The organism is Aeromonas sp. R2-3, assembly GCF_040908375.1.
Taxonomy (GTDB): Bacteria; Pseudomonadota; Gammaproteobacteria; order Enterobacterales; family Aeromonadaceae; genus Aeromonas; species Aeromonas veronii.
This window is the reverse complement of record NZ_JBFODP010000017.1, coordinates 476,294-495,454: the sequence shown is the minus strand read 5'-3', so window position 1 is coordinate 495,454 and position 19,161 is coordinate 476,294. Positions and strand designations below refer to the sequence as shown.

Here is a 19,161-nt window from a genome sequence, read left to right as displayed (position 1 = left end):
GTGAATTACAGATAAAAAGATCAGTAGCGAGCAGTGAGAACCATTCTCAATAAAACACATAATCAGCGTCATTGGAATACCTACCATAAACCAGATCGGATTTCTTTGAACCTCATTGCGTTTTTTGAAAATGGCTCTTTTTGAACCCCTACCACCCGTGTATAGATTTCCGTCGCACTCAGGATGAGTGCGATCCAAGATGGAGTTAAAAAAATAATGAAGCAAACATCGTTAGCACTGGCGATCACAGCACTGCTGTCGACCCTGCCCAGTGCGCTCGTTCAGGCAAATGAAGGTTGTGCGCCGCTCACCGGCAAGGAGAGCGGCATGGATATCGGACGCAGCAGCACCGAGCGCTGCCTGCCAGGTGCCAATCCCCTGCAGGATCAGCAGTGGTATCTGCTCAACAGCGGCCAGGATGGATTCAGCGCCCGTGGCGGTATAGCGGGCAATGATCTCAACCTCTGGTGGGCTCATCGCACCGGCGTGCTGGGCCAGGGAGTCAATGTGGCCGTGGTGGATGATGGTCTGGCCATCGCCCACCCGGATCTGGCGGACAACGTGCGTCCGGGGTCGAAAAACGTGGTAACCGGCAGCGATGACCCGACACCGACCGATCCGGATACGGCCCACGGCACGTCGGTCTCCGGCATTATTGCGGCGGTAGACAACGTCATCGGTACCAAGGGGATTGCCCCGCGAGCCCAGCTTCAGGGGTTCAACCTGCTGGACGACAACAGCCAGCAGTTGCAGAAAGATTGGCTCTACGCCCTTGGCGACAGCGATGCCAGCCGCGATAACCGAGTGTTCAACCAGAGCTACGGCATGAGTGTGGTGGATCCCCGCTCTGCCAACTCTCTGGATCAATCCCAGCTTGATCGCCTGTTTGAACAGCAGACCCTCAAGGCGCAGGGCGCGGCCTATATCAAGGCCGCCGGCAACGGCTTCAACAAGATAGCGGCGGGCGGCTATGTGCTTAACCGCACCGGCAATGGCCCCAAATTGCCGTTTGAAAACAGCAACCTCGATCCCTCCAACAGCAACTTCTGGAACCTGGTGGTGAGCGCTCTCAACGCCGATGGCGTCAGATCTTCCTACTCCAGCGTCGGCAGCAACATCTTCCTGAGCGCGACCGGCGGCGAGTACGGTACCGACGCTCCGGCGATGGTGACCACGGATCTGCCCGGCTGCGACATGGGTTACAACCGCACCGACGATCCCAGCACCAACCGGCTTCACGGCAACTCGCAACTGGATGCCAGCTGCGACTACAACGGTGTGATGAACGGCACCTCCTCCGCCACCCCCAGCACCTCCGGCGCCATGGCGCTGCTGATGTCCGCCTACCCGGATCTGTCGGTACGTGACCTGCGGGATCTGCTGGCGCGCAGCGCAACCCGGGTCGATGCCACACAGAAACCTGTGATGGTCAGCTACACCAGCAGCACCGGCAAGGTGCGTGATGTGAAAGGGCTGGAAGGGTGGGAGCGCAATGCCGCCGGCATGTGGTTCAGCCCGACTTATGGTTTTGGTCTGATCGACGTCAACAAGGCCCTTGAGCTGGCAGCCAATCACCAGCCCCTGCCCCCGCTGGTGCAACTGCCATGGCAGAAGATCAATGTCACTGGCAGTGCCGCCGCCATCCCGGATGTGGGCAACAGCCCGACCAGCTCGACAACACGCATCGCGACACCATTGACGGTAGAAGCGGTTCAGGTGATGGTGAGTCTGGATCATCAGCGCCTGCCCGATCTGCTGATCGAACTGGTCTCCCCCGCCGGCACCCGCAGCATCCTGCTGAGCCCCTTCAACAGCCTGGTCGGCCAATCTCTCGACCAGCAGCAGCTGGGCTTTGTACGAACCAAGGGATTGCGTGACATGCGGATGCTATCCAACAAGTTCTACGGCGAATCGGCGCAAGGCACATGGCGACTGGAAGTGACCGACGTTGCCAACGGTACCCGTCAGGTCTCTCTGCTCAATCGCGAGACCCGTGAGCGTACCACCCTGACCGAGCGCAACAATCGCCAACCGGGCAAGCTGATCTCATGGTCCCTGCGGGTCCTGGGTCACGATGCCAACCGCAGCTAACACGCTAGGAGTCTTACCATGAACAAACCTGTTACCTTGCTTCTGGCAACCCTGCTGGCCCCCCTCTCGGGACAGCTCTGCGCCCAGGAGTCCGTCACCATGGATGGCAAGCAGTACAGCACCATAGAGGTGAACGGCCAGACCTACCTCATTCCTGACAACGGCAGCAAGAAGCGGGTCGCCCGCAGCCTTGACAGCAAGATCCCGCAACAGACCCTGCGCCGCGGTGACGTGTTGATGCAAGGGGCCGCTAGCCCGGAGCTGACTGTAAGCGGCACCCTGCTGGTGGAAGCTGACGATGCCAGCGCCAAGGCGCTGGCGACTCGCCACGGCCTGAACTTCAAGCAGAGCAGCGGTGGTATCGCACTGCTGGAGGCCAAACCGGGCACCGATCTCAACGCCATCGCCACCAAGCTCAAGAGCGAAGGGGTTAATGTGCAGATCGAGCTGTCGGGGGCCGAACAGCAGCCGAAATAGGTCGCGACACACAGATAACAAAGGGGGCCATTATGGCCCCCTTTCTGCTGCTCATTTTGACAGTGACTTACTTGGCACCATGCTGCTCCGCCAGATAGAGCCAGGTATCGACCACGGTATCCGGGTTGAGCGACACCGAATCGATCCCCTGCTCCACCAGCCAGGCGGCAAAGTCCGGGTGATCGGATGGCCCCTGGCCACAGATCCCCACATACTTGCCCGCCTTGCGCGCAGCCTGAATAGCCATCGCCAGCAGCGCCTTGACCGCCTCGTTACGCTCGTCGAACAGATGGGCAATCAGCCCGGAATCCCGATCCAGCCCAAGGGTGAGCTGGGTCATGTCGTTGGAACCGATGGAGAAGCCGTCCACGTGCTCCAAAAACTTGTCTGCCAACAGGGCATTGCTCGGGATCTCGCACATCATGATCACCTTGAGCCCCCGCTCGCCACGGCGCAGACCGTTCTCGGCCAGGATGTCGATCACCTGCTCCGCCTCGCCCACGGTGCGCACGAAGGGGATCATCACCTCGACGTTGGTCAGCCCCATCACATCGCGCACCCGCTTGATCGCCTCGCACTCGAGTGCAAAGCAGGGGCGGAAGCTGTCGGCGATGTAGCGGGATGCGCCACGAAAACCGATCATCGGGTTCTCCTCGTGGGGCTCGTAGCCACGACCGCCCACCAGATTGGCGTACTCGTTGGACTTGAAGTCTGACATCCGCACGATCACCCGCTCCGGCCAGAAGGCGGCACCCAGAGTGGCGATCCCCTCGGTCAGCTTGGCCACGTAGAACTCTCGCGGGCTGTCGTAACCGGCGATCATCTTGGCGATGGTGGCCTTGAGCTCTGGCGTTTGCTGGTCAAACTCCAGCAGCGCCTTGGGGTGCACCCCGATCATCCGGTTGATGATGAACTCAAGACGCGCCAGCCCTACCCCGGCATTGGGCAACTGGGCAAAGTCGAAAGCGCGGTCCGGGTTGCCGACGTTCATCATGATCTTGATGGGCAGGCGCGGCATATTGCCCACCTCGGTCACCGCCACATCGAAGTCCAGCTCGCCGTCATAAATAAAACCGGTATCCCCTTCCGCGCAGGAGACGGTGATCCGCTGGCCCGGCTGAATATGATCGGTAGCGTTGCCACAGCCCACCACTGCCGGAATGCCCAGCTCGCGGGCGATAATGGCGGCGTGACAGGTGCGACCACCCCGGTTGGTGACGATGGCGGAGGCCCGCTTCATGATGGGCTCCCAGTCCGGGTCGGTCATGTCGGTGACCAGCACATCGCCGGGCTGCACTTCGTCCATCTGGCTGATGGAGGAGATGACCCGTGCCGGGCCCGCGCCAATCTTGTGGCCGATAGCCCGCCCCTCGATCAACACCTTGCCCGCTTGCTTGAGGGCAAAACGCTCGAGGGTGTTAGCCTCCTGGCGGCTGCGCACGGTTTCCGGGCGCGCCTGCACGATATAGAGCTGGCCATCCTGACCATCCTTGGCCCACTCGATATCCATCGGGCGGCCATAATGCTGCTCGATGATGAGGGCCTGTTTCGCCAGCGCCATCACCTCCTCATCGCTGATGCAGAAGCGGCTACGCTCGGCCTCATTGGTATCGACAATCTTCACCTGACGGCCGTGACCAGCATCGTCCGAGTAGGTCATCTTGATAAGCTTGGAGCCGAGGGTCTTGCGCACCACCGCCGGGCGCCCCCCCTTGAGGGTCGGCTTGTGCACATAGAACTCGTCCGGGTTGACCGCGCCCTGCACCACCATCTCGCCAAGACCATGGGCTCCTGTGATAAAGACCACGTCGTTGAAGCCGGACTCGGTATCCAGAGTAAACATGACGCCGGAGGCGGCGAGATCCGAGCGCACCATCCGCTGCACCCCGGCCGAGAGGGCAACGCCCTTGTGGTCGTAGCCCTGATGCACCCGATAGGAGATGGCGCGATCGTTGAACAGAGAAGCAAACACATGCTTGACCGCCGTCATGACGGCATCGATGCCACGTACGTTGAGGAAGGTCTCCTGCTGACCGGCAAAGGAGGCGTCCGGCATATCTTCGGCGGTGGCGGAGGAGCGCACCGCAAACGAGGCCTCGACACCGGCACTCAACTTTTCATAGGCAACCCGGATCGCCTGCTCCAGCTCGGGCTGGAACGGGGCTTCGATCACCCAGTCGCGGATCTGCTGACCGGCCCGGTTGAGGGCGGCGATATCGTCCACGTCGAGATTGTCGAGCAGATGGTGGATCTTGCCGTTGAGGCCGCTTGACTCCAGAAACTCGTTAAACGCAAAGGCGGTGGTGGCAAAGCCCCCCGGCACGGATACGCCGGCGCCAGAGAGGTTGCTGATCATCTCGCCAAGGGATGCGTTCTTGCCGCCAACTCGTTCTACGTCCTGCATTCCGAGTTGTTCGTACCAGAGCACGTACTGTTGCACTTGGATGTCTCCAGGTTGGTGGGCACCGATGCCATAGCACCTCGTGCGCCCGATTTAATCGATGAGGTTATGGGTAAGTCAGGTGCGTTATTGTCTGTTTCTTTTGTTGCCAACGACCATGAAAACGTTTTCTACTGGTTTTCAAAAAAATCCCCGAGCAAGCGTTGGGGATGGTCGAATGACCGGAACATTCTACAATGGCGACACAAAAAGATAACGATTCAGGTTTGCAAGCCACTTCACAACTTGGGCACAGCAGACCGGTTGACAAAACTGGTATGGTTTCGGGAGATACTTCTCCCCCCTTACCCCATGCGACCCCACCCGCGGTATCACAGGAGCCCTACGTGCACACCGTATTTTATGTTTCAGACGGAACCGCAATCACCGCCGAAGTGTTTGGTCACGCGGTATTGAGCCAGTTTCCGCTGGCCTTCGAGCAGATCACTATCCCCTTTGTGGAGACACTGGAGAAAGCCCGTCAGGTACGGATGCGGATCGACGAGCAGTTTCGCCAGACCGGGGTACGCCCCATCCTGTTTCACACCATCGTCGACCCGCAGGTACGGGAAGAGGTACTGAAATCGGAAGCGTGCGGCCACGACTTTCTCAACACCTTCGTCAGCCCGCTGGAGCAGGAGCTGGGGGTCAAAGCCGAGCCCCGCCTCCACCGCACCCACGGCATGGAGAACCGCAAGCTCTATGACGATCGCATCGAGGCGGTCAACTTCGCACTGGCCAACGACGATGGCATCACCACCAAAGAGTACGATGAGGCGGACATCATCCTGATCGGGGTCTCCCGCTGCGGCAAGACCCCCACCAGCCTCTATCTGGCGCTGCAGTTCGGCATTCGCGCCGCCAACTACCCCTTTATCGAGCAGGACATGGGGATGCTGGAGCTGCCCGCCCCCCTCAAGGCCAACCGTCACAAGCTGTTTGGCCTCACCATAGCGCCGCAGCGGCTGCACGAGATCCGCAACCAGCGCCGCGCTAACAGCCGCTACTCCTCCATCGAACAGTGCGAGCAGGAGCTGGCCTGCGTGGAGCGACTGTTTCGCCAGGAGGCGATCCGCTTCCTGGATACCAGCTCCCACTCGGTGGAGGAGATCAGCGCCAAGGTCCTCGAGGCGACCGGTCTGCGCCGCCAGCTCTGTTAAGCCAGCTTGACAGCTATCGGCATCAACAAAAGATAAAAATTACAGTGTCGCGGCGAAAGTCAGCTGTGGCGAACTGCAATTCACATAGATGACAGTGAAAAGCGTGGATAAAAAAGGGATAAGCACCACAAATGCTTATCCCTCTTCTTGTCGACCTTAGCGTTGTGCCTTGTCACCTGCTGCCAGTTAGCCGCTATTCGATTCCGTTCTGCTGCGCTCGGCAAACAGCCAGAGTTAACTAACGATTGAGCTCAGGGTTGTTCATCAACCGGGCATAGAAGGCCAGCAAACCGTGGCGCAGGCGAACCCGCTCCGCCAGCCAGCCGCCAACGAGCGCCCCCGTCACCCCGCCAACCAGCAGCAGCGACTGCCAGTAGTGCAGCAACCCCTGATCACCGAGCGAGAGCCAGCCCAGCAGCATGGTGGCGGCCACCAGCAACAACAGCGGACTGGCGGCAATCCCTAACCAGAGCGCCACCAGTACACCCTGGGCAACCCCTTGTTGCAGCACGCTTTCGCGCTTTCTGTACTCCAACTCCCTGCACTCTTCCCTGTACTCTCGCTTGTTTGGCATCATTTGCATCCATTTGTGGCTTGGCACCACAAAAGCACACCAACAAGACAAAATGTCAATCAAACAGAATTCGACTGCACAAACATCAACCAAAAACTACCAGCAAGCCTCTTCAGATCATGAAAAAGCTGCCTTTGGTACAAAACACGGCCATTAGAGATGGAAAACAGGTGCATTCATGGCGGATTATCACTATTCTGCTTCGGTTGCCAGCCAACACTAAAAATTGAAAACGGCATGGCGTAACGAAATAAATACAACTTTCGTCAGGTTTTGGCTACGCACTGCGGCCTGCTCAGGATGAGCCCAACACCGACCAGAGACAACAGAGACGTAAGGACAGACCCATGGATTTGAAACAAGACGGTGAGGAGCTGAAGCGCGGCCTTAAAAACCGCCACATTCAGTTGATTGCTTTGGGCGGCGCCATCGGCACCGGCCTTTTTCTGGGCATTGCCCAAACCATCAAGATGGCAGGCCCCTCGGTCCTGCTGGGGTATGCCATCGGCGGCTTTATCGCTTTCCTGATCATGCGCCAGCTCGGCGAAATGGTGGTGGAAGAGCCGGTAGCGGGTTCATTCAGCCACTTTGCCTACAAATACTGGGGCGAGTTTGCCGGTTTTGCGTCCGGTTGGAACTACTGGGTGCTCTACGTGCTGGTGAGCATGGCCGAGCTGACCGCGGTGGGCATCTATGTCCAGTACTGGTGGCCCGAGATCCCGACCTGGATGTCGGCAGCCTTCTTCTTCGTGCTGATCAACGCCATCAACCTCTCCAACGTCAAAGCGTTTGGCGAAATGGAGTTCTGGTTCGCCATCATCAAGGTGGTCGCCATCATCGGCATGATTGGCTTTGGCGGCTATCTGCTCCTCTCCGGTGCCGGCGGCCCCGAGGCGAGCGTCACCAACCTGTGGGCTCAGGGCGGCTTCTTCCCCAACGGCATCAGCGGTCTCGTGATGGCGATGGCGGTGATCATGTTCTCCTTCGGCGGTCTGGAGCTGGTGGGCATTACCGCCGCGGAAGCGGACAACCCCGAGAAGAGCATTCCCAAGGCCACCAATCAGGTGATCTACCGCATCCTCATCTTCTACATCGGCGCCCTGGCTATCCTGATGTCCCTCTACCCCTGGGGTAAAGTGGTGGAAGGCGGCAGCCCGTTCGTGATGATTTTCCACGCTCTGGACAGCAATCTGGTCGCCACCGTACTCAACATCGTGGTGCTGACGGCGGCACTGTCGGTCTACAACAGCTGCGTCTACTGCAACAGCCGGATGCTGTTCGGTCTGGCCAAACAGGGCAACGGCCCGAAAGCCCTGCTCAAGACCAACAAGAGCGGCGTGCCGCTGGTTGCCCTCTCGGTCTCGGCCATCGCCACTCTGCTCTGCGTGCTGATCAACTACCTGATGCCGGGCAAGGCGTTCGGCCTGCTGATGGCGCTGGTGGTCTCCGCACTGGTGATCAACTGGGCGATGATCAGCCTCGCGCACCTCAAGTTCCGCAAGGCCAAGGTCGCAGAGGGTGTCCAGCCCAAGTTCAAGGCGTTCTGGTACCCCTTCGGCAACTATCTCTGCCTCGCGTTCATGGCTGGCATCCTGGTGATCATGTATATGACCCCGGATTTCCGCATCTCGGTCGAACTGATCCCCGCCTGGCTGGTGGTACTGGGCATTGGCTTTGTCATCAAGCGCAAAGGACAAGCTCAAAGCAAGGTTGCAGCCAATCTGGGTTAATACCCGCAGCTGAGAAAAACAATGCAAAACGCCGATCACATGATCGGCGTTTTTTTATTGCGCGCAGCACTACTAGCAGCCATAGCCCTCAGGAAGGCAGATCTTGCCGATGCTCCGGGCTGTTGACGCAACATTCGTCGCGGAAAAAGGCGATGATCTCCTCCAACACCGCGTATTGAGAGACGCAAAGCAGGGTGCGACTCTCCCGGTTTTGCTTCACCAGCCCCACCGAGACCAGCGCCGCGATATGGTGGCTGAGGGTGGAAGCGGGGATCGCCAGCTGCTTTTGCAGCTCACCCACCGGCAGCCCCTGCTCTCCCGCCTTGACCAGATGCTTGAAGATAAACAGCCGGGTCGGATGACCCAGCTCTTTCAATGCCTTGGCGACCTCTTCCAGTTGCATCTCTGCGCCCTCCACAAACTTGATATTTCGATAATACCAGAAATATCTTGACCGGCCATTCATTTCGATTATTTTGGAAATATAGAAACCAAGTGAGGATACGACAATGAATGAGTGGTTAACCATGCTGACCGATGCAGCCCAGATGTTCCTGTTTCTGGCTGTCGAGCTGTCGGTTCTGTTTCTGGTCATTAGCGCCGGGGTCAGCCTGATCCGTCAGAAGATCCCCGACGAGAAGATCCAGCGGATGCTGGGAGCGAGACATGGCAAGGGCTATCTGCTCTCGGCCCTGCTCGGTGCCGTCACCCCCTTTTGCAGCTGCTCCACCATCCCCATGCTGAGAGGGCTGCTCTCGGCCAAGGCTGGCTTTGGCCCCACCCTCACCTTCCTGTTTATTTCGCCACTGCTGAACCCCATCATCGTCGGCTTGATGTGGGCCACCTTTGGCTGGAAAGTGACCCTGCTCTACGCCGTGATCGCCGCCAGCGTCTCCGTCATGGCGAGCATGCTGCTCGACAGATTGGGATTCGAGCGCCATGTCATCGACCCCAAAGAGGCCACCCCCTCTTGCGGTAGCGACTGTGGCCCGGCGACCCGCGCCACCACTCAAGCACATTGCAGTGACAACCAACGCGGCGCCATTCGCGCAATCAAACCCCTCAACGGGGCAGCGTGCTGCCCGGCTCCGCAACCAGAGATGGCAGAACAGGCCACCCTCCCCTGCTGCGGCGATGGCACGGCTGCCCTGACCAGAGCGCCACAGCTCCCCACCGCCTGGGTCAAAGCTCGCATCGATGCCTGGCAGCAGTTCAAAGCGGTATTGCCCTTCCTGCTGCTGGGGGTGCTCATCGGCTCGTTTATTTACGGTTTTATTCCGGCCGAGTGGATCGCCGCCCATGCCGGCGCCGACAACCCGCTGGCCATTCCATTCAGCGCCATCGTCGGGATCCCGCTCTACATCCGCGCCGAGGCCGTGATCCCGCTGGCGTCGGTACTGCTGGGCAAAGGGATGGGGATGGGCGCCGTCATGGCGCTGATCATCGGCAGTGCCGGTGCCAGTCTGACCGAGGTGATCCTGCTCAAATCCATGTTCAGAACCCCGATGATTGCGGCCTTCCTTACCGTGATTCTCGGCATGGCGATCCTGATGGGCTACCTGACGCAACTGCTGTTTTAAGTCGCCCATCATTAAACAGACAGGGTGTTAAGCCAGCTGAGTGTGAAACCATCAGGCTTCCCATAGACAAACGCCGATCAACTGATCGGCGTTTGTCTATTCCGTACGGCAATCTGCAACCGGCGTTACAGATATTGCCCGACGATGGGGAGCAGATCCTCGACGTCACGGGCGATATGGTCGGGTTGGTGTTCCCAGCGCTCCGGGGTCGCGCGGCTATAGGCGACAGCCACCGAGATCACACGGCTCTGCTCGCCAAGCGCCGCTTGCAAATGACGGGCAAACTGCACATCCGCTTCATGGTCACCGATATAGATCAGCGACTGGCACCTGGCTGGGCCAAAGATAGACTCCAGACATTTGAGGCCACCGTAAGGATTGGGTTTTTGCTGCTGTCCGGGCACGTCATCATAGCCGACCACAGCCTTGAACAGGCTGTTCACGCCATGCTGCTCCAGTACGCGGCGAATGTTCTTTTGGGCGTTCTGCGAACAAATTCCGTGGGGAATGGCAGAGAAATGGTCAATCACCGCCTCCAGCCCCGCAAAAAAACGCACCTCGGTCCGGTTCATCTCCTGATGCTTGGCCCACAGACTGCCAGCCAGCACCATCTCGTCCCGCGACAAACCGTAGTAATCCATATAGAGCGCCTGCCAGTTCTTGGCGGCGTGATTGGCATGGTGATACTCCACTTCGCTGCGCAGATAGCGCGGCAGATGCTCTCCGGTCAGATGGGGGGCGACCTCAGCCAGGATCTGCTTGGTGATATCGATATTCTTCGGCACCGAATTGACCAGAGTACCGTCATAATCCCATAAAATCGCATCCAACTTCATTGCGTTACCTGTCTCGCTGCACAGCCATAAGTCACGCCATGTTACTTGGCTTGCCTCCCCTCGCCAAACCGCGCTGTAAAAATGTGAGACCCATCCCGTCCCCACGCAGTAGCACAAGAGTTAATGTGCAACAACACAATAAATGAACATCCTCTGCCATACTCAGACGAAGTATTCCGTTACGCCGAAACCGGAGTCTGATCATGGTAACCAGCTCGCTCCACACCACAGATACCGAAGTTGAATTTGCCGACGATATCCAGTTGGTATCGACGACCGATCTCAAAGGGGACATCACCTACGCCAATCCGGCGTTTTGTCAGGTGGCAGGCTATCGCCTGGAAGAGATGTTGGGGCAACATCACAATCTGGTGCGCCACCCCGACATGCCCAAGGCAGCGTTTGCCGATCTCTGGGCCCACCTGCAGGCGGGCAAACCATGGCGAGGCATGGTAAAAAACCGCTGCAAGGATGGTCGCTATTATTGGGTTGATGCCTATGTCACCCCGATTTATGAAGATGGCAAGATGGTGGGTTACCAATCCGTCCGCTGCCGCCCCGCCGCAGAGCACAAAGCGCGTGCCAGCCAGATGTACAAAACCCTTAAAGCCCGTGAAACCGGCTCTGCCATTCATATGGGCCTGCGTCAGCTCACTCCGGCCATGATGACCATCCCCCTGCTGCTCGTCAGCGTGATCAGCGCGCTCTGGCTGCTCTCACCGCTGCAGGCGCTCTGGGTCATCATTCCCCTCTTGGCAACAATCTGGTTCAATCGCCACCCTCTCTTCCTCACGCCGCGATTCTTGCAGCAGCTCGAGCAGGATTACGACAGCATCAGCCGCCTTATCTTCTCGGGGGATGCCCCCCACAGCATCGCCGATTTCCATATCAAACTCGGGCAAGCGAGGATCCGTACCGTGCTCGGCCGGGTGGATGACACCACGGCTTCGCTCAATGCCATGGCCAATGACCTGCGCGGCTCCGCCTCGCTGGCCAGCCAGGATATCTCTTCGCAAGACACGCAGATCCAGCAGATTGCCACCGCCGTCACCCAGATGGCTTCGGCCGCCGAGGAGATCAACCGCAATATTCAAGACAGCAACAGCCAGATTGAAGAGGCCCGTAGCCACTGCATCACCACCAGCACCCAACTTTCGGAAGCAGGAGAAGAGATGTCGGCGCTGGCCACCCAGGCAGAGCAAGCCTTCCAGTCAGCTGTCGAGCTGGCGAGCGAATCCGAGCGGATCGGCACCATCATGAGCGAAATTCGCGGCATTGCGGATCAAACCAACCTGCTGGCGCTCAATGCCTCCATCGAAGCCGCACGGGCAGGCGATCAGGGGCGCGGCTTTGCAGTGGTGGCGGACGAGGTTCGCAGCCTGTCGACCAGAACCCACAAGGCGACAGAGCAGATCCAGAACAGCATTGGCCATATCCAGCAAACCCTGGGGGGATGGAAAGAGATGATGCATCTCAATGTGACCAGAACCAACGCCTGCCTCGCCACCACCCGGGCAAGCACCGGCAACCTGAATCAGGTTGTGGTCGAGATAGACAAGGTCTCTGATTTTTCCAACCAGATCACCGCCGCTGCCACCGAGCAACAAGCGGTCATCGAGGAGATCAGTCGCAATATCAACCAGATATCCTCGCTCTCTCACGATAACAGTCTCAAAATCGATCAGGTGAGTGAAACCAGTGCCAACTTGCAGAGTAAAGCGAGCCAGCTCAAGGACTTAAGCCGGACGTTTGGATAGCAGCAATCAGATGACATATAAAAAGGGCCACCCGTTTGGGTGGCCCTGTTGTTTATACGGCTTAACTGTTGCTCCTAAACGCCACTTACTTGGCGTAATCCTCGGTCGGGATACAGGCACAGAACAGGTTGCGATCGCCGTAGACGTCGTCGATGCGGTTCACAGAGGGCCACAACTTGGCGGCGCGCACGGCGTCGGACGGGAAGACCGCCTCGGCGCGGCTGTAGCCACGGGACCACTCTGCATCCATCACATCGTCCTGGGTGTGCGGCGCATGGACCAGCGGGTTGTCGGCGAGGCTCCACTGCCCCTCCTGCACCTTGGCAATCTCGGCGCGGATAGAAGTCATCGCCTCGACGAAGCGATCCAGTTCGCGCTTGGATTCCGACTCGGTCGGCTCGACCATCAGGGTGCCCGCTACCGGGAAGCTCATGGTCGGCGCGTGGAAGCCGTAATCCATCAACCGCTTGGCCACGTCCATCTCGCTGATGCCTGAAGCCTCCTTGAGCGGACGGATATCCAGGATGCACTCGTGGGCCACCCGACCGTTGCGGCCGGAATAGAGCACCGGGAAGGATTCACCCAACTTCTTGGCCAGATAGTTGGCGTTGAGGATGGCCACCTGAGTGGATCTCTTCAGCCCCTCGTCCCCCAGCATGGCGATATACATCCAGCTGATGGGCAGGATGCTGGCCGAGCCGAACGGTGCCGCCGACACGGCGCCGTTGTTGCGGCTCTCCTTGTCGGTCTTGACCACGGCGTGACCGGCCACGAACGGTGCCAGATGTTTCTTCACGCCGATGGGGCCCATGCCCGGGCCGCCACCGCCGTGAGGAATGGCGAAGGTCTTGTGCAGGTTGAGGTGAGAGACGTCCGCCCCGATAAAGCCCGGTGCCGTCAGCCCGACTTGCGCGTTCATATTGGCGCCGTCCAGATAGACCTGACCACCGTGCAGGTGAACGATGTCGCACACCTCCTTGATGGTCTCCTCATACACCCCGTGAGTGGAGGGGTAGGTCACCATCAGACAGGAGAGCTGATCACCCGCCTCGGCCGCCTTGGCACGCAGGTCGTCGAGATCCACGTTGCCGGACTTGTCACAGGCGGTGACGATCACCTTGAGCCCCGCCATCTGGGCAGAGGCCGGGTTGGTCCCGTGGGCAGAAGCCGGAATGAGACAGATGTCGCGATGCCCCTCGCCTCGGGATTCGTGGTACTTCTTGATGGCCAAGAGACCAGCGTACTCCCCCTGAGCCCCGGAGTTGGGCTGCATGCAGACCGCATCGTAACCGGTCACCTTCACCAGCCAATTTTCGAGGTCGGCCAGCAGCAGCTGATAGCCCTTGGCCTGCGCCAGCGGGGCAAACGGGTGCAGTTTTCCGAACTCGGGCCAGGTCACCGGGATCATCTCGGCTGTGGCGTTGAGCTTCATGGTGCAGGAGCCCAAGGAGATCATGGCGTAGTTGAGCGCCAGGTCTTTCGCTTCGAGACGGTGGATATAACGCAGCATCTCGGTTTCGGAGTGGTACTTGTTGAACACCTCGTGGGTCAGCACGGCGTCGGTGCGCAGCAGATCCTGCGGGATGGCATGATGGGCCTGAGCCGCCTTGTCGAGTGCCTCGATGTCGAGGCCATGGCCTTGACCGAGGAAAAGATCGAACAGCTCCGCCACATCGCCGCGGGTGGTGGTCTCAGAGAGTGACACCCCTACCGCACCGTCGAGATCCGCACGCAGGTTGATGCCCAGCCCCTCGGCCTTGGCGATCAGCGCCGCTTTGTCGGCAGTCTGCACGGTCAGGGTATCGAACCAGCTGGCATGCTTGAGGGCCACACCCTTGGCCTTGAGGCCAAGCGCCAGAATGGTGGTGAGACGATGCACGCGGGAGGCGATGGTTTTCAGCCCTACCGGGCCGTGGTAAACGGCGTAGAAGCTCGCCATGTTGGCCAGCAGCACCTGTGCGGTACAGATGTTGGAGTTGGCCTTCTCGCGGCGGATATGCTGCTCGCGGGTCTGCATCGCCATACGCAGGGCACTCTTGCCACGGGCATCCTTGGAGACACCAATGATACGGCCCGGCATGGATCGCTTGTAGGCATCGCGGGTAGCGAAGAAGGCGGCGTGGGGGCCACCGTAACCCATGGGCACACCAAAGCGCTGGGCGGAGCCCAACACCACGTCGGCACCCAGCTCGCCCGGGGATTTGAGCAGCAGCAGGGAGAGCAGATCGGCGCTGACGCAGGCCAGCCCTTTCTGGGCCTGTACCGCGGCAATCAGGGCACGCAGATCTTTCACCTCACCTGTGGTGGTGGGGTACTGGAACAGGGCCCCGAACACCTCTTCGCTCACTGCATCGCTCGCCGCGCCAACCGCCACGTCGAAACCGAAGTGAACCGCGCGCTCCTTGACCACGTCGATCACCTGCGGGTGCACGTCATCGGCAACAAAGAAGAGGTTGGATTTGGACTTGGCCATCCGTTTGGCCAGCGCCATCGCCTCGGCGGCGGCGGTCGCTTCATCCAGCAGGGAGGCGCTTGCCAGATCCATGCCTGTGAGATCCAGCGTCAGCTGCTGGAAGTTGAGCAGGGCTTCGAGACGGCCCTGCGCCAGCTCGGGCTGGTACGGGGTGTAAGCGGTATACCAGCCCGGGTTTTCCAGCACGTTGCGCAAAATGACGTGGGGCACATGGGTATCGTGATAACCCATGCCGATGTAGCTCTTGGCAATCTTGTTCTGAGCGGCATAGCCCCTGAGCTTGGCCAGCGCCTCCACTTCGGTCATGCCGGCACCGATCCCCAGCGGGCCCGGCAGGCGAATGGCGGCGGGCACGGTCTGTTCAATCAAATCGTCCAGGCTTTCGGCCCCGACGGTCGCCAGCAGCTGGCGCAGCTCTTCCTCGCCCGGGCCGATATGGCGGCGGACAAAATCGGTTTTTTGCTCGAGTTCAAACAGTGACTGGGTCATTTCCCTATTTCCTGATAAATAAGTCCTGGCATGACATCCTGATAACCAAGACCTGATGTTCCTAATCGTCGGCTGATACCGACTCCACTCATGTTCTGGGTCCCGCAGACAGGGCGCGGCACCGGATGCTGCGGCAGCATCGAGAGGGGATCGCCTTGTTGCGAACCGGCCTGTTTGCCCCTAGGCTGGCAAACGGCAGGTGCGGACGACTTCACCCTTCCACCGGCCGGTGCTTGCCCGGCTGGCGGCCATACAAAGGGGCCCTGCTGTGTTGGCAGGGCCCGGGGGCATTACTCTTCGTCCACCACGTTCTGGTAGCCTTCGGCATCCAGCAGGTTGGCCAGCTCGCTCTCGTCATCGAGCTTGATGCGGAACAGCCAGCCAGCGCTGTAGGGGTCGGAGTTGACCAGCTCGGGGCTCCCTTCCAGCTCTTCGTTGACGGCAATGATCTCGCCACTCACCGGGCTGTAGATGTCGGAGGCCGCCTTGACCGACTCGGCCACGGCGCAGTCGTCACCGGCACTGACCTGCTTACCCACTTCCGGCAGCTCGACAAACACCATGTCACCCAGCAGCTCCTGGGCGTGTTCGGTGATACCGACCACGGCCTCGCCGTTGGCTTCAACACGGATCCACTCGTGGGAAGTGGCATATTTCAGTTCGCTCGGGATATGGCTCATTTGTGCTTCCTTTGATCTTTGAGTCGCGTTTAAAAACGAATATGAAAAGGGATGGGGGAGGCACTGCCCTCCCCCAAGACGGTATTAAACCAGCTTCTGGCCGTTACGGACGAAAGCAGGCTTGGTGACCTTCACGGTGACCAGCTTCTTGCGGATCTCCACCTCGGCCAGCTCACCGATATCGCGGGGCACCCGCGCCAGGGCAATACTGTAGCCCAGGGTGGGGGAGAAAGAGCCGGAGGTGATCACACCTTCCCGCTTCTCACCGTTTGCCGCGGTGAAGGTAACGGGCATACCGGCACGCAGCACCCCTTTCTCTTCCATCACCAGCCCCACCAGCTTGGGCTGGTTACCCGCCGCTTTCTGCGCTTCCAGCACGTCGCGGCCGATGAAGTTGCGATCGCTCGGCTCCCAGGCGATGGTCCAGGCCATATTGGCAGCGAGTGGAGAGACTGACTCGTCCATATCCTGACCGTAGAGGTTCATCCCTGCTTCGAGGCGCAGGGTATCGCGGGCACCTAGGCCGCACGGGGCGACGCCGTTATCCAGCAGTGCCTGCCACAGCTCGCAGGCTTTCTCTTGCGGCACCACGATTTCATAACCATCTTCGCCGGTGTAACCGGTAGTGGCGATAAAGAGATCGCCTGCCTGCACGCCGAAGAAGGGTTTCATCCCCACCACGGCGGTACGCTGAGCGGCGCTCAGCACAGCAGCAGCCTTGACCTTGGCGTTGGGGCCTTGCACCGCAATCATCGCAAGCTCGGGACGCTCGGTCACTGTGATATCGAAATCGATGGCGTGATGGCGGATCCAGGCCAGATCCTTCTCGCGGGTAGCGGAGTTGACCACCAGCCGGTAGAAGGTATCGGTCAGGTAATAGGTGATGAGGTCATCGATCACGCCGCCTTCCGGATTGAGCATGCCGCTGTAGAGGGCCTTGCCGGGGGCTGTGAGTTTGGCCACATCGTTGGCCAGCAGGTGTTGCAGAAAGGCTTTGACCCGTTCGCCGGTCAAATCGACGATGGTCATGTGGGAGACATCGAACATACCGGCATCGCTGCGCACCGCGTGGTGCTCTTCCAGCTGGGAGCCGTAGTTGATTGGCATTTCCCAACCGTGGAAGTCCACCATCTTGGCGCCGGCTTCCAGGTGTTTGGGATGCAGTACAGTAGTCTGGATCATCGCATTCTTTCCTTAGCAAAAAGCCTTTTCGCTTTGGCGACCACCCTTGCGACCCGTGCCACCGCTCTGACTGCACTACGAACAGCAAAAAGCGACCGGATCCAAAAGTGTGTGCTCGCTCCTGCCCTTGCCAGGCAAGAGGGATTCCTTGAACGGAGCGGATTATATGACAAGCAGGCGAGCGTGCCGCTCAAAAAAAACTAATCCCCTCCCGTAAAACCGACTCCAGACACTAAGATAAATGCAGTGATAAAAACAGCCATAAGCCGACTCAGGCGAGATTAAATTTTGATTTTTACCGTTTCGTCACAATTTGCAGAAAAACGTTTCGCTCCAGAGCAAAATTAAAGGCTGACACCCAAAACGGGTCATCAGCCTTGTCGGATTACTTTTGTTGTCAAAAACGGCGAGTAATATTAGTTTTTTTCACCCTTGGCCTGCATGGCACTGCCCTTGGTCGCAGCAACAGCCCAGTCAGGACGGGCCAATGCGGGTAACTCGCCCTCCAGCCCCATGGCGGCGCGGATCACCCCCTCCTTGAACGGAGTCAGCAGATTGGCCGCGCGCAATCCCACGCCCCGCACCAGCTTCTTGAGCGGGTTGGCCCCGCTGAACAGCCGCTTGAGCCCCTCCATCGCCGCCAGCATACGAGCCGCTTCGCTCTTGCGCCAGCGCTCGTAGCTGCGCAGGTTGGCGAGCAGGCCGATATCCTCACCCGCGGCATGATTTTGCAAGATCTGCTCCGCCAGCGCGGCAGCATCCAGCAGGCCAAGGTTGACCCCCTGCCCCGCCAGCGGATGGATAGTGTGGGCGGCATCTCCCACCAGCACCAGCCGCTCGCGGGCAAAGTCGCGGGCATAGCGGGCAGTGAGGGGAATCGCGCTGCGCGGCCCCTCCACCTTGCACAGACCGAGCCGAGCGTCGAAGGCGGCGGTAAGCTGGCGATTGAACTGCTCATCATCGCAGGCGCAGAGCGCCTCGGCGCGGGCCGCAGGCAGCGACCAGACGATGGAACAGAGGTTCTCCTTCCACAGCGGCAAAAAGGCGAGCGGGCCATCCGGGGTGAAGATCTGGCGAGCAACAGCTTCATGGGGTTCGGCGCAGCGCACCGTCGCCACCAGCGCGTGGTGGCCATAATCCCAGCTGGTGAGCGGGATATCGGCCTGACGGCGCACCCAGGAGTGGGCGCCATCGGCGGCTACCACCAGTTTGGCCGAGATGGCCTGACCATCTTCAAGGAGCAGCAGGGCACCCGCCGGGCCGCTCTGCAGGCTCTTGGCTCTGGCGGGGGTCAGCAACTGGATATTGCTGGCACCTTTAATCGCCTCAAGCAGCGCCAGCTGGATCACCCGATTCTCGACGATATGGCCGAGGTTGGCCTGACGCAGGCTGGCGGCATCGAAGTCGATATGGCCGAAACTGTCCTGCTCCCACACCGCCATCTTGTCGTAGGCCTGCAGGCGGCGCGCTTCAATGCCGTCCCAGGCGCCGACATGGCGCAGGATCTGCTGGCTGGCCAGACTCAGGGCGCTGACCCGGTTATCGGCCACCTCCCCCAGCTGCGGGTCGGGCAGTTGTCCCTCCACCACCAGCACCTTGAGGGCGCTATGTTTCAGGGCCGCAGCGAGCCCCAGCCCCACCATGCCGCCACCGACAATCACCACATCCACATTTTGCATCTGCATCATCTCA

General features: G+C 59.7%; 14 protein-coding genes. 6 read left to right on the top strand and 8 right to left on the bottom strand.

Going from position 1 to position 19,161, the window contains the following annotated elements:
- The first annotated feature begins 216 nt into the window (after positions 1 to 216).
- Positions 217 to 2,091, top strand: a complete 1,875-nt coding sequence (locus tag AB5Z02_RS07870) for a S8 family serine peptidase (RefSeq protein WP_368215800.1) — start codon at positions 217 to 219, stop codon at positions 2,089 to 2,091.
- A gap of 18 nt (positions 2,092 to 2,109) precedes the next feature.
- Entirely contained in the window at positions 2,110 to 2,568 is a 459-nt protein-coding gene (locus tag AB5Z02_RS07865) for a hypothetical protein (protein WP_368215799.1), read from the top strand.
- Positions 2,569 to 2,635: 67 nt separating this feature from the next.
- Here AB5Z02_RS07865 and ppsA read toward each other — a convergent pair whose 3' ends face one another.
- The gene (gene ppsA / locus AB5Z02_RS07860; protein WP_368215798.1) at positions 2,636 to 5,008 is read right to left on the bottom strand and encodes a phosphoenolpyruvate synthase; all 2,373 of its coding nucleotides are present in this window, start codon (positions 5,006 to 5,008) and stop codon (positions 2,636 to 2,638) included.
- 347 nt (positions 5,009 to 5,355) lie between these two features.
- Here ppsA and AB5Z02_RS07855 point away from each other — a divergent pair, with 347 nt between their 5' ends.
- Entirely contained in the window at positions 5,356 to 6,168 is an 813-nt protein-coding gene (locus tag AB5Z02_RS07855; RefSeq protein ID WP_064336694.1) for a pyruvate, water dikinase regulatory protein, read from the top strand.
- 238 nt (positions 6,169 to 6,406) lie between these two features.
- Here AB5Z02_RS07855 and AB5Z02_RS07850 read toward each other — a convergent pair whose 3' ends face one another.
- Positions 6,407 to 6,742 carry a hypothetical protein gene (locus AB5Z02_RS07850; RefSeq protein ID WP_100654026.1) on the bottom strand — a complete coding sequence of 112 codons (336 nt, stop codon included), beginning with the start codon at positions 6,740 to 6,742 and terminating at the stop codon, positions 6,407 to 6,409.
- Between the two features lie 347 nt (positions 6,743 to 7,089).
- Between AB5Z02_RS07850 and AB5Z02_RS07845 the strand changes: the two genes are divergently transcribed.
- Positions 7,090 to 8,472: an amino acid permease gene (locus AB5Z02_RS07845; protein ID WP_005352966.1), complete on the top strand. Its 1,383-nt coding sequence runs from the start codon at positions 7,090 to 7,092 to the stop codon at positions 8,470 to 8,472.
- An 88-nt stretch (positions 8,473 to 8,560) separates the two neighbouring features.
- Here the strand turns inward: AB5Z02_RS07845 and AB5Z02_RS07840 are convergent, their stop codons facing one another.
- Complete coding sequence (locus tag AB5Z02_RS07840; protein WP_021230885.1) at positions 8,561 to 8,875, bottom strand: helix-turn-helix transcriptional regulator; 315 nt, start codon at positions 8,873 to 8,875, stop codon at positions 8,561 to 8,563.
- 106 nt (positions 8,876 to 8,981) lie between these two features.
- Here AB5Z02_RS07840 and AB5Z02_RS07835 point away from each other — a divergent pair, with 106 nt between their 5' ends.
- A complete protein-coding gene (locus AB5Z02_RS07835; RefSeq protein ID WP_110302328.1) occupies positions 8,982 to 10,052 on the top strand; it encodes a permease in 1,071 nt (356 codons plus the stop codon).
- Between the two features lie 125 nt (positions 10,053 to 10,177).
- On the opposite strand, the gene AB5Z02_RS07830 is transcribed toward AB5Z02_RS07835, so the two are convergent.
- Positions 10,178 to 10,888 (bottom strand): HAD family hydrolase, encoded by a 711-nt coding sequence (locus AB5Z02_RS07830; RefSeq protein ID WP_368215797.1) that lies wholly within the window; start codon positions 10,886 to 10,888, stop codon positions 10,178 to 10,180.
- Between the two features lie 203 nt (positions 10,889 to 11,091).
- On the opposite strand from AB5Z02_RS07830, the gene AB5Z02_RS07825 reads away from it, so the two are divergent.
- Entirely contained in the window at positions 11,092 to 12,645 is a 1,554-nt protein-coding gene (locus tag AB5Z02_RS07825; protein ID WP_110302330.1) for a PAS domain-containing methyl-accepting chemotaxis protein, read from the top strand.
- A gap of 85 nt (positions 12,646 to 12,730) precedes the next feature.
- On the opposite strand, the gene gcvP is transcribed toward AB5Z02_RS07825, so the two are convergent.
- The 4 genes from gcvP to AB5Z02_RS07805 form a co-directional block, all read right to left on the bottom strand.
- Positions 12,731 to 15,607 carry an aminomethyl-transferring glycine dehydrogenase gene (gene gcvP / locus AB5Z02_RS07820; protein WP_368215795.1) on the bottom strand — a complete coding sequence of 959 codons (2,877 nt, stop codon included), beginning with the start codon at positions 15,605 to 15,607 and terminating at the stop codon, positions 12,731 to 12,733.
- Between the two features lie 290 nt (positions 15,608 to 15,897).
- Complete coding sequence (gcvH, locus tag AB5Z02_RS07815) at positions 15,898 to 16,287, bottom strand: glycine cleavage system protein GcvH (protein WP_005333898.1); 390 nt, start codon at positions 16,285 to 16,287, stop codon at positions 15,898 to 15,900.
- An 84-nt stretch (positions 16,288 to 16,371) separates the two neighbouring features.
- Positions 16,372 to 17,469 carry a glycine cleavage system aminomethyltransferase GcvT gene (gene gcvT / locus AB5Z02_RS07810; protein ID WP_005346577.1) on the bottom strand — a complete coding sequence of 366 codons (1,098 nt, stop codon included), beginning with the start codon at positions 17,467 to 17,469 and terminating at the stop codon, positions 16,372 to 16,374.
- A 416-nt stretch (positions 17,470 to 17,885) separates the two neighbouring features.
- Positions 17,886 to 19,154: an FAD-dependent 2-octaprenylphenol hydroxylase gene (locus tag AB5Z02_RS07805; RefSeq protein ID WP_368215827.1), complete on the bottom strand. Its 1,269-nt coding sequence runs from the start codon at positions 19,152 to 19,154 to the stop codon at positions 17,886 to 17,888.
- Between the last annotated feature and the right edge of the window lie 7 nt (positions 19,155 to 19,161).

What these genes read in the sequence shown, in the direction of transcription:
- AB5Z02_RS07870 (WP_368215800.1), top strand. Translation starts at nt 217, where the DNA reads ATGAAGCAAACATCGTTAGCACTGGCGATCACAGCACTGCTGTCGACC.
- AB5Z02_RS07865 (WP_368215799.1), top strand. Translation starts at nt 2,110, where the DNA reads ATGAACAAACCTGTTACCTTGCTTCTGGCAACCCTGCTGGCCCCCCTC.
- AB5Z02_RS07850 (WP_100654026.1), bottom strand. Translation starts at nt 6,742, where the DNA reads ATGCCAAACAAGCGAGAGTACAGGGAAGAGTGCAGGGAGTTGGAGTAC.
- AB5Z02_RS07845 (WP_005352966.1), top strand. Translation starts at nt 7,090, where the DNA reads ATGGATTTGAAACAAGACGGTGAGGAGCTGAAGCGCGGCCTTAAAAAC.
- AB5Z02_RS07840 (WP_021230885.1), bottom strand. Translation starts at nt 8,875, where the DNA reads ATGCAACTGGAAGAGGTCGCCAAGGCATTGAAAGAGCTGGGTCATCCG.
- AB5Z02_RS07835 (WP_110302328.1), top strand. Translation starts at nt 8,982, where the DNA reads ATGAATGAGTGGTTAACCATGCTGACCGATGCAGCCCAGATGTTCCTG.
- AB5Z02_RS07830 (WP_368215797.1), bottom strand. Translation starts at nt 10,888, where the DNA reads ATGAAGTTGGATGCGATTTTATGGGATTATGACGGTACTCTGGTCAAT.
- AB5Z02_RS07825 (WP_110302330.1), top strand. Translation starts at nt 11,092, where the DNA reads ATGGTAACCAGCTCGCTCCACACCACAGATACCGAAGTTGAATTTGCC.
- gcvP (WP_368215795.1), bottom strand. Translation starts at nt 15,607, where the DNA reads ATGACCCAGTCACTGTTTGAACTCGAGCAAAAAACCGATTTTGTCCGC.
- gcvH (WP_005333898.1), bottom strand. Translation starts at nt 16,287, where the DNA reads ATGAGCCATATCCCGAGCGAACTGAAATATGCCACTTCCCACGAGTGG.
- gcvT (WP_005346577.1), bottom strand. Translation starts at nt 17,469, where the DNA reads ATGATCCAGACTACTGTACTGCATCCCAAACACCTGGAAGCCGGCGCC.
- AB5Z02_RS07805 (WP_368215827.1), bottom strand. Translation starts at nt 19,154, where the DNA reads ATGCAGATGCAAAATGTGGATGTGGTGATTGTCGGTGGCGGCATGGTG.